Here is an 11966-nt window from a genome sequence, read left to right on the forward strand (position 1 = left end):
GTGGGGCTCAAGACTAGGCAGCACGGCGCCAACTGTCCCGGTACGGTCACCGGTACGGTCGAGCGCACTGTTTGATGGATTCACCGCAACAGTTGCACCCCGCGCCATGCTTGAATGCCGGCCTGAATTCCGGCCGAGAGCCATGTTCACCCTTGCCAAAGACACCGACGCCCCGCCGCTGACCGAGCAGATCGTGCGCCACTACGCGCAGCGCATAGACGAGGGCGCGCTGCTGCCCGGGGCCCGGCTGCCCTCGGTGCGCCAGCTCGCGGCGCGGCTGGAGGTGAGCGTGCACACCGTGCTGGTGGCGCTGGACCGGCTCTCCGGCCTGGGCTACGTGGCCTCGCGCCCCGGCGCGGGCTACTACGTGCAGCGCACGGCCGCGCAGGCCGCGGCCGCGCCGGCGGCGGCGCCGCGCGCGCAGCCGGCCACCACCACGTCCGGCTTCACGCACAGCGTGCTGTCCACCGACGCCACGCTGCTGCAGGCCGGCGCGGGCTACCTGCCCCGGCACTGGTACGAGGACGCCATCGCCCCCGCCACGCTGGCGCGCAGCCTGCGCGAGAGCGCCGAGGCCGCCGTGGTGCCGCCCGTGCAGGGGCTGCCGTCGCTGCGCGAGCAGCTCGCCGCGCGGCTGGCGCGGCGGCAGATCCCGGCGCGGCCCGAGCAGTTGCTCACCACCTTCGGCGCCTCGCAGGCGCTGCAGCTCGCCGCGCGCGCCGTGGCCGTGCCGGGCGACGCGGTGCTGGTGGACGACCCCGGCTACTTCCTGCTGCACAGCCAGCTCGCCGCGCTGGGCCTGCGCGTGGTGGGCGTGCCGCGCGAGGCGCAAGGGCCGGACCTCGACGCCCTGGCCGCCCTGGTGCAGGAGCACCGCCCGCGCGCCTTCTTCACGCAGACGCTGCTGCACAACCCCACGGGCGCGAGCACCGTGCCGGCGCGCAGCCACCGCATCCTCAACCTGGCCGAGGCGTTCGATTTCGTGCTGGTGGAGGACGATGTCTATGGCGACCTCGCGGGCGATGCGGGCGTGCGCCTGGCGCAGATCGACGCGCTGCGCCGCGTGATCTACGTGGGCAGCTTCAGCAAGCTGCTGAGCCCCAGCCTGCGCGTGGGCTACCTGGCCGCCCCCCTGTCGCTCACCGAGCGCCTGGTGGACTTGAAGCTCATGGACGTGCTGTCGGGCTCCACGCTGGAAGAGGCGCTGGTGGCCGAGGTGCTGCGCAGCGGCCGCTACCACCGCCACGTGCTGCGGCTGCGCGAGCGGCTGGCGCGCTCGCGGGGCGCGGCCATCGCGGCGCTGCAGGGCTGCGGGCTGCGCTTTGACGCCGACGCGGCGCAGGCCGGCGGCGTGTTCCTGTGGGCCGGGCTGCCGCCGGGCGTGCTGGCGCCGGCGCTGGTGGAGGCCGCGCGCGAGGCCGGCATCGTCATCGCCGGCGGCCACATGTTCTCGCGCCGCGGCGTGGGCGCGGACCGCCTGCGCCTGAACGCCGCCTGGGCCACCGACGCGCGGCTGCTGGGGTTCTTGAAGGCGCAGTTGGGCGGGGCGGGATGAGCGGGCGGCGCTCATCGTTCGCTTTCACGCCCTTTGGGCCCCCATTGAATGGGCGGGATCGTTCAGATTCCTGAACGATGCGGCCGGCGAAACCCAACCTGGCTGCCGGCCCTTTAAAACGCCGCCCACTCCTCGTCGTCCGTCCCCGTGCGCGCTTGCGCCAGCGGCGTCACCGCGGCCGCTGCCATGGCCATGGCCGGCGCGGCACGGCGGAAGTCTGGGCGCGTGACGTTGGTGGCGCGGTGGGGGCCGCGGCGCTCCACGCCGTCCCAGCCGCTGCCGGTGGCGGGCTGCGCCGCGGCCGCGGCCGGGGCCGGCGACCGCGCATCCACCATGGCCTGCGCCCGCGCCGCCACCGGGGCAGGGCGGCCGCTGTCGGCCTGGGCTCCCAGGCGGAACACCGCCACCGAGCCCACGAGCGCCTGTGCCTGCTCGCGCAGGCTGCCTGCGGCTGAGGCGCTTTGCTCCACCAGCGCGGCGTTCTGCTGCGTGGCCTGGTCCATGCGCGTGACGGCGTCGCCCACCAGGGACACGCCCTTGCTCTGCTCGGCGCTGGCGGCGCTGATCTCGCCCATCAGGTCCGTCACGCGGCGTATGGCGCTCACCACCTCCTCCATGGTGTGGCCGGCCTGGTCGGCCAGGGCCGAGCCCTCGCCCACGCTTTGCACGCTCTCGGTGATGAGCTGCTTGATCTCCTTGGCCGCCTCGGCGCTGCGCTGCGCCAGCGTGCGCACCTCGCCCGCCACCACGGCAAAGCCCCGGCCCTGCTCGCCGGCGCGGGCGGCCTCCACGGCGGCGTTGAGCGCCAGGATGTTGGTCTGGAAGGCGATGCCGTCAATCGTTCCGATGATGTCGGCGATGCGGTGCGAGCCGGACTCGATGCGCCGCATCGTCCCCACCACCTGCGCCACCACCTCCCCGCCCTTGACGGCCACTTCCGAGGCGCCCAACGCGAGCTGATTGGCCTGGAGCGCGTTGTCGGCGTTGTGCTGCACGGTGCTGCCCAACTGCTCCATGGAGGAGGCCGTCTGCTGCAGCGAGCTGGCCTGCTGCTCGGTGCGCTGGTTGAGGTCCTGCGTGCCCTGGGCGATCTGCGCGCTGGCCGAGGCCACGCCCTCGGCGTTGCGGCGCACGTCGGCCACGGTGTGGGCGAGATGGTCACGCATGGCCGCCAGCGCCTGCAGCATGCGCGCGGCCTCGTCGCGGCCGCTGGTGTCCATGTCCATGCTCAGGTTGCCCTGGGCCACGGCCTGCGCCACGCCCAGCGCCTGCGCCATGGGCCTGGTGATGGAGGCCGTCACCCAGGCCCCCAGGCCGACGGCCAGCAGCCCGGCCAGCGCGCAGGCCGCCAGCAGCAGCCAGCGGCTTTGGGCATAGGCCTGCGCCGCGGCCTGCACCTCGTCGCCCGCCTGCTGCGTGCCCAGCGCGATGAGCGCCTGCACGGCCGCCAGCAGCGCCTGCACCTGCGGCGTGCCGTCGCGGCCCAGGCGTGCCACGGCCTCCTGGCGCCTGTCCTCCAGCGCCATCTTCACGATCTCCAGCGCCGTCGCGCCGGATTGGGCGTCGGCCTGCGCGATCTGCTGCAAGTGCTGCTGCTCGGCCGGCGTGCCGCCGCCGGCGCCGTTGAGCGCTTGCCTGAGCTGCGCCAAGGCGGCCTCGACCTGGTGCTGCGCCTGCTCGAAGCCCGCGCGCTGCGCCTGGCGCTGCGCGTCATCGTCGACCAGCAGCACGTTGCGCACGGCCATGGCGCGCGCGCTGGCGGCGTGCAGGAGCTGGTGCGCCAGCTCCTGGCGCACGCTCATTTCGCCGGCATAGCGCTCAAAGGACTGGTGCTCCCGTCCCAGCGTGTGCAGCGTGCCCGCCGATACCGCCCACAACAGCAGCACCAGCACGCCGAACACCATGGCCAGCCGGTTGCGCACCGACAGGTTCCTCAGCCTCATGTTCGTCTCCCTCGTCGCTCTTCTTGTGCGCCTGCGGGCCTGCCCCTGAGCGCAATGCCGACCCATCGGTCAGGAATTTGTGTCATCTTGTTATGGGATGACGCCGGGAAACAGGGTGTTTAACCCTTAGAGCGGGGAGGGCGAGGCAGGCTGCACAACCCTGATCGGGGCTTGCCTGGGCGTGAGCGGGGACAATGCGGGGTTTGCCTGAAGAAGTCCTGCCGCCGTGTCCCAACTGCCTTTGAACGCCAAGCCGATCACCTCGTGGCGCCCGTATTGGGCCAAGCGCTTCGGCACGGCCAAATTCCTGCCAACCAGCCGCGAGGAGATGGACGCGCTGGGCTGGGACAGTTGCGACGTGGTGCTGGTCACCGGCGACGCCTACGTGGACCACCCGAGCTTCGGCATGTCCGTCATCGGCCGGGTGCTGGAGGCGCAGGGCTTTCGCGTCGGCATCATTGCCCAGCCGGACTGGCAAAGCGCCGAGCCCTTCCGGGCGCTGGGCAAGCCCAACCTCTTCTGGGGCGTCACCGCGGGGAACATGGATTCCATGATCAACCGCTACACGGCCGACCGGAAGATCCGCAGCGACGACGCCTACACCCCCGGCGGCCAGGGCGGCTCGCGCCCCGACCGCGCCTGCCTGGTCTATGCGCAGCGCTGCCGCGAGGCCTTCCCCGAGGTGCCCATCGTCATCGGCGGCATAGAGGCCTCGCTGCGCCGCATCTCGCACTACGACTACTGGCAGGACAAGGTGCGCCGCTCCATCCTGGTGGACGCCAAGGCCGACCTGCTGCTCTACGGCAACGCCGAGCGCGCGCTCATCGAGGTCGCCCACCGCCTGGGCCGCCGCGAGCCCGTGGAGAGCATCACCGACGTGCGCGGCACCGCCTTCATGCGCCGCAGCAACGACCCTACCGCCCTGGGCTGGTTCGAGCTGGACTCCTCCGAGGTGGACCGCCCGGGACGCATTGACGAGCACATCAACCCCTACCTCACGACCGAGGAGCAGGCCGCCGCGAAGGGCGGCTCCTGCACCAAGGAGGAGGGCCAGCAGGGCCCGGCGGATGGCCAGGCCGGCGAGGGTGCCGCGACGCCGCAAGGCGAGCCCGGCGTGGCCGTGGTCGCCATGCCCGTGAGCCGCAAGACCGGGCGCATCGCCCTGCCGCCGCGCGAGAAGACCGTGATCCGGCTGCCCAGCTTCGAGCAGGTCAAGAGCGATCCCGTGCTCTACGCCCACGCCAACCGCGTGCTGCACCTGGAGACCAACCCCGGCAACGCCCGCGCGCTGGTGCAGCGCCATGGCGAGCGCGACGTGTGGATCAACCCGCCGCCCATCCCGCTGACCACGGCGGAGATGGACCACGTCTTCGACTTGCACTACGCCCGCAGCCCGCACCCGCGCTACGCGGACGAGAGCGGCCGCCACGACGGTGCGACCAAGATCCCGGCCTGGGAAATGATCCGCTTCAGCGTGAACATCATGCGGGGCTGCTTCGGCGGCTGCACCTTCTGCTCCATCACCGAGCACGAGGGCCGCATCATCCAGAGCCGCAGCGAGGACTCCGTGATCCGCGAGATCGAGGAGATGCGCGACAAGGTGACGGGCTTCACCGGCGTGGTCTCCGACCTGGGCGGCCCAACGGCCAACATGTACCGCCTGGGCTGCCGCAGCCCCGAGATCGAGGCCGCCTGCCGCAAGCCCAGCTGCGTCTACCCGGACGTCTGCCAGAACCTGCGCACCGACCACGCCCCGCTCATCAAGATGTACCGCCGCGCCCGCGCGCTGCCCGGGGTCAAGAAGATCCTCATCGGCTCCGGCCTGCGCTACGACCTGGCGGTGAAGTCGCCGGAGTACATCAAGGAGCTCGTCACGCACCACGTCGGCGGCTACTTGAAGATCGCCCCGGAGCACACCGAGGGCGGGCCGCTGTCCAAGATGATGAAGCCCGGCATCGGCACCTACGACCGCTTCAAGCAGCTCTTCGAGCAGTTCAGCGCCGAGGCGGGCAAGCAGCAGTTCCTGATCCCGTACTTCATCGCCGCGCACCCGGGCACCAGCGACGAGGACATGATGAACCTCGCCCTCTGGCTCAAGCGCAACGGCTTCCGGGCGGACCAGGTGCAGACCTTTTATCCGTCGCCCATGGCCACGGCCACGGCCATGTACCACTCCGGCATGAACCCGCTCAAGGGCATCAGCCGCGACGCGGCCAAGGGCGAGAAGGTGGACGTCGTCCGCGGCGAGCGGCGGCGCCGGCTTCACAAGGCTTTCCTGCGCTACCACGACCCCAACAACTGGCCGCTGCTGCGCGACGCGCTCAAGGACCTGGGCCGCGCCGACCTCATCGGCAACGGCAAGCACCACCTGATCCCGACCTTCCAGCCGGCTACCGACGGGGCGTATCAAAGCGCGCGGCGCAAGAACAGCACGGCGGCCGGGGCGCGGGCGTCCGTGGCCAAGCCGGGCGGGAAAGTGGGGATGCCGCAGGCGGCGACGGGCGGCAAGGCGCCCACGGTGCTGTCCGGGGGCAAGACCGCCGTGTCCGGCGGCAAGGCCGGGATGGCCGGCGGCCGACCGGGTGCGGCCGGTGCACAGGCGCCCAAAGGTGGCGTCTCCTACGCCAAGCCCGCCGGCGCGGCGCCGCGCCGCGGCACGCTGCTGACGCAGCACACGGGGTTGCCGCCGCGCGAGACAGGCGGGCGGCCGGCACCGGCCAAGGCGGGCGGGCGCAAGGGGCGCTGAACCGCCGGACCCCGCGCCCTCCTGGGGCGCGCCGGGCAGGGCACTGTCGGCGGCCGACCTGTTCGTGATTTGAGCCTTATCCAGGCGTCATCCAGGCGTGGCGGGCGGTTGGGCGGCGTCGCCGGACGTCTGCAAATCCGCCGGCTGATCGATGTCCACCAGCACTCCCGCGTCGTCCACGTCCACCCGCTCCAGCGCCAGCCCAACCAGCAGCGGCCCCGCGCCGCGGTCGCCCTGCAGCGCCAGCAGCTTGGGCCGGTGCTCCACGCCGAACCCCACCGGGTTGCCGCGCTGGCCGTTGAAGAAGGGCGCCACGGCGGGCGCGCCGCCTTCCAGCCGCCGCGCCAGCGCCTGCAGCGTGCCGGCCTGGACGAAAGGCATGTCGGCCAGCCCCACCAGCACCGGGCCGGGCGGCAGTTGCGCCACGGCCTGGGCCAGCGTCGCGCCCAAGCCCTCCTCGCTGCGGGAGCAAAGGAGCGGCACGCCGCCCAAGGCCTCCACCCGCCGCGCCAACGCTTCGTCCGTGCCGCGCAGCGCCACGTGCACGGCACCCAGCGCGCTCGCCCAGGTGCGCAGGCTGCGCTCCAGCAGCGTGTCGCCCAACGCCAGCCGCGCCTGGCGCTTGTCGGCCCCGAAACGCCTGGAAAAGCCGCCGGCCAGCAGCAGGGCCTGAACCGCGCTCACGCGTCCACCCGGCAGGCCGGCGCCTCGGCGGCGGCCGCCTCCAGCGCGGACACGGCGGCGCGGCGCTGGCGCGTCTCCTCGGCGCGGCAGCACTGGACCAGCTCGGCCGCGATGGCCACCGCGATCTCCGGCGGCGTGCGGCTGCCCAGGTCCAGCCCGGCCGGGCCGCGCAGCCGGGCGATGGCCTGCGGCGCCAGGTCGAACAGCGCCAGCCGCTCGCGCCGCGCCGCCGTGCTCTTGAACGAGCCCATGGCGCCCACGTAGAAGGCCGCGCCGGGCAGCGCCTCCAGCAGCGCCAGGTCGTCCAGCTTGGGGTCGTGCGACAGGGCCACCACGGCGGTGCCGGCGTCGGGTTTCAGGGCGATCAGCTCGTCGTCCGGCATGCCTGAGAGGCGCCGCGCGGGGAGGTCCGCCGGCCAACTCTGCAGGTACTCGGGGCGCGGATCTATGACGAAGACCTCGAAGTCCAGCGTGCGCGCAATGGGCGCGAGATACCGCGACACTTCCGCCGCGCCCACGAGCACCAGGCGCCGCCGCGGGCCCAGCCGCTGAGTGAAGACGCCTTCGCTCAGCGCGCTCGCGTCCCCGGGCAGCGCGGCGCGCACGCGCGAGGCGCCGCCGGGCAAATCGATCTCGCGCACGCAGCCCTGGCCGGCGTCTATGAGGCGCAGCGCCTCTTGAAAATCCGCCAGCGGCGCGGGCTCGGCCCACAGGTCCAGGCTGCCGCCGCAGGGCAGGCGCAGGCGGGCACGCTCCTCGTCGCTGCGGCCGTAGACCAGGCGGCGCGGGGCGGCCAGGCCCGTGGCGTCGGCCTGCAGCAGGGCCATGAGGTCGTCCTCCACGCAGCCGCCGGAGACGGAGCCGGCCACGCGGCCGTCTTCGCACAGCAGCGCCATCGCCCCCACCGGGCGCGGCGCCGAGCCGTAGGTGCCCAGCACCGTGGCGCTCCAGCAGCGTTGGCCCTGGCCGGCCCAGGCCAGGGCAGCGCGCATGATTTCCAGATCGACGGCGTCCATGGATCTCTCCCTCGTTTCTTTCTGGGCTCAGACCGCCAGCATGCGCAGCCGCGCCCGCACGTCGTTGCCGTCGATGAGCAGCTCGCCCACCGACACCGGCAACTTGAAGCGGCGCGGCCCGGCACTGCCCGGGTTGACCCACAGCACGCCGGCGCTTTCGGCGCAGGCCGGCTTGTGCGAGTGGCCGGACACGACCACGCGCACGCCCGGCGGCAGCGGCCTGGGCGCTTCCTTCACGTCGTGCACCACGCACACGCGCACGCCTTGCACGTCCAGCAGCACGGTGTGGGGCAGCTCCAGCGCCCAGGCGGTGCGGTCGTTGTTGCCGCGGACGACCGTCAGCGGCGCGATGGCTTCCAACTGCCGCAGCAGCTCTGGCGGGCCGATGTCGCCGGCGTGGATCACGGCGTCGTAGCCTTGCAGCGCCGCCAGCGCCTGCGGGCGCAGCAGGCCATGGGTGTCGGAGATGAGGGCAATGCGGGGCATGGCGGGCGAGGGTGAGCGGTCAGGCCTTGGGCGGCTCGCCGGCCATGAACATCAGCTCCCAGATGTGGCCGTCCAGGTCCTCGAAGGCGTGGCCGTACATGAAGCCGTGGTCCTGGGCCGGGCGCGGGATGCGCCCGCCCGCGGCTGCCGCCTGCGCCACCAGGCCGTCCACCTGCGCGCGGCTGCTGCAGGAGATGCAGATCAGCGCCTCGCTGGCGCGGTGGGCGTCGGCGATCCGCTTGTCGCCGATGAAGCCCTGGAAGAAGGGCTCGCTCAGCAGCATCACGTGGATGTTGGGACCCACCACCATGCAGGTCGCCAGCTCGTTGCTGAAGCGCTCGTCGAAGGTGAAGCCCAGCCGGGTGAAGAAGTCGATGGAGCGCTGCAAATCCTTGACCGGCAGGTTGACGTAGATCTGGTCGTGCATGGCGGGCTCTCCTCGGATCGTGATGGGCGGGCCAACAGGGCAGGGCGCGCGCCCGCGGCTGGGCGCGGCGGGCGCGATGGTAGGCCCGGCAGCGCGGCTGGTGTACAGGCACCGGCAAAGTGCGGGCCGGGGCGGGCGCCGGAGTCGTTGCGCTTGACATGGGGTTTGCGCGGCGGGCTTCGCCGGTGCTTTCGGCCTCGCCCACAATCCCGGAATGAGCGATTGCATTGAATTCATTCCCAACAACAGCCAGGGCCTGCCCCCGCCGCAGCTCATGGTGCTGCTGCATGGCGTGGGGGCGGACGCGGCGTCCATGATCCCCACGGCCCGCGCGCTGCAGCGCGAGTTCCCGCAGGCGGCGCTGCTGATCCCGGAAGGCTTTGACGACTTCGACGGCGGCCCCCAGGGGCGGCAGTGGTTCTCGGTGAGCGGCGTCACCGAGGAGAACCGGCCGCAGCGCGTGGCCGCGGCGCGCGAGCGCTTCGTGGCGTGGCTGCGCGCGGCGCAGCAGCGGCTGCGCGCCACGCCCGCGGTGACGGCGCTGGTGGGCTTTTCGCAGGGCGCCATCCTGGCGCTGGAGACGGCGCAGGCCGAGGACGGGCTGGCCGGCCGGGTGCTGGCCTTCGGCGGCCGCTATGCCGTGTTGCCGGACCACGCCCCGCGCGAAACCACGCTGCACCTGCTGCATGGCGCGCAGGACACGGTGATGCCCACGCGCCACGCCCGCGAGGCGCTGGAGCGGCTGGCGCTCCTGGGCGGCGACGCCACGCTGGACATCGCCGAGGGCGTGGGCCACGAGCTGCACCCCGCCCTGCTGGACGAGGCCATCCACCGGTTGCGCACCCACATCCCGCACCGCACCTGGCAGGCGGCGCTGGGTGCGGTGTCCAGCGCGCAGCGCGGGGGGGATTGCGAGCATTGAGGGGCTGGGAGCGCACTGCCGTCCGGCGAAACCTGGTGGCACTGCGTGTCCCGTGAGTCCAGGCGTTTCGCCTACTGCTTCGTCACGCCCGCTTTCGCGGGCATGACGGTGTGGTGGCTGGCGGCCTGGATCTCAGCTCGGCCAACGCACAGTCCCGATCAGTCACCGCCCCTACGCCGCCACTCCGCAAAATCCGGCATCCGCCGCCACTTTCCCCGGCCGTCCGCTCACTTGCCGACTGTTCATTCCCATGCTCTTCCTGCTTTCGCCATCCAAAGCCCTGGATTACGACACCCCCACGCCGCCGTCCGCGCTGCAGCGCGCCACGCTGCCTGCGTTCACGGATGAAGCGGCCGGGCTGATCGACCTCCTCAAGCCCAAGACGCCGGCCGAGGTCGGCGCCCTCATGGACCTTTCCGGCCCCTTGTCCACGCTCAACGTGGCCCGCTACGCCGCCTGGTCCACCACCTGCGACGACGACAACAGCAAGCCCGCCGTGCTCGCCTTCGACGGCGACGTCTACGACGGCCTGGACGCCAAGACCCTCGCCGTGGACGACCTGGCGTGGGCGCAACAGCACCTGGCCATCCTCTCCGGCCTCTACGGGGTGCTGCGCCCGCTGGACCGGCTGCAGCCCTACCGGCTGGAGATGGGCACGCGCCTGGCCAATCCGCGCGGCAAGGATTTGTATGCCTGGTGGGGCACGCGCATTGCCGACCACCTGCGCGCGCAGCTCGCGCAGGACCCGCAGCCCGTGCTGGTCAACCTCGCCTCGCAGGAGTACTTCAAGGCGGTGGACCGCAAGGCGTTGCCGGCGCTGCGCATCGTCGAGTGCGTGTTCGAGGACTGGAAGGGCAGCGGCTACAAGGTGGTGAGCTTTTGGGCCAAGCGGGCACGGGGGCTGATGGCGCGCTGGGCCATCCTCAACCGCGCCGCCCGCGTGGAGGCGCTGCGCGAGTTCGACGCCGACGGCTACCGCTTCGACGCCGCCGCCTCCACCGACGACAGGCTGGTCTTCCGCCGCCGCGCGGCCGCCTGAGCCCGCGCCCTGCGGGGCCGCCGCGAGACCTCACGACCAATCACGGGAATTCGACATGAGCCAGCAGATCACGCCGGAATTGCGCCAATGGATCATCGACCAGGCCCGCGCCGGCCACCGGCCTGAGGCCGTGGTGGCGGCCATGCGCGCCAGCGGCTGGGATGAGGCCGTGGCGCTGGACGCGCTGGAGACCACCCTGCAGGGCTTCATGGACTCGCTGCAGAAGCCGGCCGTGCAGCCCGCACCGCCGGCGCTGTCGGCCGTGCCCGAGCCTGACCTGCGCCAGCAGCCCAGCATCGTGGCGGTGGGCGGGCATGAGGTGAAGGTGCTGATGGCGATGCACAGCCCGCGCGTGGTGGTGTTTGGCGGGCTGTTGTCGGAAGACGAGTGCGACCAGCTCGTGGAGCTGGCCCGTCCGCGCCTGGCGCGCTCGGAAACGGTGGACACGACCACGGGCGGCAGCGAGGTCAACGCCGCCCGCACCAGCTCCGGCATGTTCTTCAGCCGGTGCGAAACGGCGCTGCACCAGCGCATCGAGGAGCGCATCGGCGCGCTGGTGAACTGGCCGGTGGACCACGGCGAGGGGCTGCAGATCCTGCGCTACGGGCCGGGCGCCGAGTACCGGCCGCACCACGACTACTTCGACCCCGCGCAGCCGGGCACGCCGGCCATCCTGCAGCGCGGCGGCCAGCGGGTGGGCACGCTGGTGATGTACCTGAACACCCCGGAGCAGGGCGGCGCGACGATCTTCCCCGACGTGGGCCTGGAAGTCGCGCCCATCAAGGGCAACGCCGTGTTCTTCAGCTACGCCCGCCCGCACCCCGACACCCGTACCCTGCACGGCGGCGCGCCGGTGATCACCGGGGAGAAGTGGGTCGCCACGAAGTGGCTGCGGCAGCGGGTGTTCGTGTGATGGGGGCGATGAGGGCGCCGGCGGGGCGCTGAGCCTTCCGCCTTTTCCGTCGCCCCAAGTGAAAACGTCGCCTCATGGGCGACGTTTTCACTTTCATGGGCAGCCGACAGCCGCCCAACAGCCCGCGCCTTGCACGCGGGCCGCTGGCCTTGACGACCTCAGCGCTTGGGCTGCGTCAGCCGCGCGCCGCCGCCGGTGAGGGCGGAGCGGCGGGGCTCGTCGCGGCGCGGCTGTT

The 11966-nt window shown here is 72.5% G+C and carries 10 protein-coding genes; 5 read left to right on the forward strand and 5 right to left on the reverse strand.

Translation table 11 applies throughout. The annotated features are described in order from the left end of the window. The first annotated feature begins 142 nt into the window (after positions 1-142). Positions 143-1555, forward strand: coding sequence for an aminotransferase-like domain-containing protein (locus tag SM757_RS14210; protein WP_322465962.1), 1413 nt, complete (start codon positions 143-145; stop codon positions 1553-1555). Positions 1556-1668: 113 nt separating this feature from the next. Here the strand turns inward: SM757_RS14210 and SM757_RS14215 are convergent, their stop codons facing one another. After that, positions 1669-3498, reverse strand: a complete 1830-nt coding sequence (locus SM757_RS14215) for a methyl-accepting chemotaxis protein (protein WP_322465963.1) — start codon at positions 3496-3498, stop codon at positions 1669-1671. Positions 3499-3724: 226 nt separating this feature from the next. On the opposite strand from SM757_RS14215, the gene SM757_RS14220 reads away from it, so the two are divergent. Further along, entirely contained in the window at positions 3725-6244 is a 2520-nt protein-coding gene (locus SM757_RS14220) for a YgiQ family radical SAM protein (protein WP_407655759.1), read from the forward strand. An 87-nt stretch (positions 6245-6331) separates the two neighbouring features. On the opposite strand, the gene SM757_RS14225 is transcribed toward SM757_RS14220, so the two are convergent. Genes SM757_RS14225 through SM757_RS14240 form a run of 4 tightly spaced genes read right to left on the reverse strand, consistent with a single transcriptional unit; the run spans position 6332 to position 8857 of the window. Beyond that, positions 6332-6928: a nucleotidyltransferase family protein gene (locus SM757_RS14225; protein ID WP_322465964.1), complete on the reverse strand. Its 597-nt coding sequence runs from the start codon at positions 6926-6928 to the stop codon at positions 6332-6334. Next, the gene (locus SM757_RS14230; RefSeq protein WP_066334914.1) at positions 6925-7944 is read right to left on the reverse strand and encodes an XdhC family protein; all 1020 of its coding nucleotides are present in this window, start codon (positions 7942-7944) and stop codon (positions 6925-6927) included. The genes SM757_RS14225 and SM757_RS14230 overlap by 4 nt, the downstream gene beginning before the upstream one ends. 27 nt (positions 7945-7971) lie before the next feature. Continuing rightward, positions 7972-8430: a metallophosphoesterase family protein gene (locus SM757_RS14235; protein ID WP_066334911.1), complete on the reverse strand. Its 459-nt coding sequence runs from the start codon at positions 8428-8430 to the stop codon at positions 7972-7974. Between the two features lie 19 nt (positions 8431-8449). Next, on the reverse strand, positions 8450-8857 hold the full coding sequence (locus SM757_RS14240) for a VOC family protein (protein ID WP_322465965.1): 408 nt from the start codon (positions 8855-8857) through the stop codon (positions 8450-8452). A gap of 214 nt (positions 8858-9071) precedes the next feature. Between SM757_RS14240 and ypfH the strand changes: the two genes are divergently transcribed. The 3 genes from ypfH to SM757_RS14255 all read left to right on the forward strand — a co-directional run bounded on the left by ypfH (position 9072) and on the right by SM757_RS14255 (position 11731). Continuing rightward, positions 9072-9779, forward strand: a complete 708-nt coding sequence (ypfH, locus tag SM757_RS14245) for an esterase (RefSeq protein WP_322465966.1) — start codon at positions 9072-9074, stop codon at positions 9777-9779. Positions 9780-10029: 250 nt separating this feature from the next. Next, positions 10030-10818 carry a peroxide stress protein YaaA gene (gene yaaA / locus SM757_RS14250; protein ID WP_322465967.1) on the forward strand — a complete coding sequence of 263 codons (789 nt, stop codon included), beginning with the start codon at positions 10030-10032 and terminating at the stop codon, positions 10816-10818. A gap of 55 nt (positions 10819-10873) precedes the next feature. Beyond that, complete coding sequence (locus tag SM757_RS14255; RefSeq protein ID WP_066334896.1) at positions 10874-11731, forward strand: 2OG-Fe(II) oxygenase; 858 nt, start codon at positions 10874-10876, stop codon at positions 11729-11731. Positions 11732-11966 lie beyond the last annotated feature (235 nt).

The organism is Azohydromonas lata (genome assembly GCF_034427735.1).
Taxonomy (GTDB): Bacteria; Pseudomonadota; Gammaproteobacteria; order Burkholderiales; family Burkholderiaceae_C; genus Azohydromonas; species Azohydromonas lata.

Bases quoted from the DNA above. Each gene is read 5' to 3' on its own strand.
- ypfH (WP_322465966.1), top strand. From the start codon at position 9,072: ATGAGCGATTGCATTGAATTCATTCCCAACAACAGCCAGGGCCTGCCC.
- SM757_RS14240 (WP_322465965.1), bottom strand. From the start codon at position 8,857: ATGCACGACCAGATCTACGTCAACCTGCCGGTCAAGGATTTGCAGCGC.
- SM757_RS14235 (WP_066334911.1), bottom strand. From the start codon at position 8,430: ATGCCCCGCATTGCCCTCATCTCCGACACCCATGGCCTGCTGCGCCCG.
- SM757_RS14230 (WP_066334914.1), bottom strand. From the start codon at position 7,944: ATGGACGCCGTCGATCTGGAAATCATGCGCGCTGCCCTGGCCTGGGCC.
- yaaA (WP_322465967.1), top strand. From the start codon at position 10,030: ATGCTCTTCCTGCTTTCGCCATCCAAAGCCCTGGATTACGACACCCCC.
- SM757_RS14210 (WP_322465962.1), top strand. From the start codon at position 143: ATGTTCACCCTTGCCAAAGACACCGACGCCCCGCCGCTGACCGAGCAG.
- SM757_RS14255 (WP_066334896.1), top strand. From the start codon at position 10,874: ATGAGCCAGCAGATCACGCCGGAATTGCGCCAATGGATCATCGACCAG.
- SM757_RS14215 (WP_322465963.1), bottom strand. From the start codon at position 3,498: ATGAGGCTGAGGAACCTGTCGGTGCGCAACCGGCTGGCCATGGTGTTC.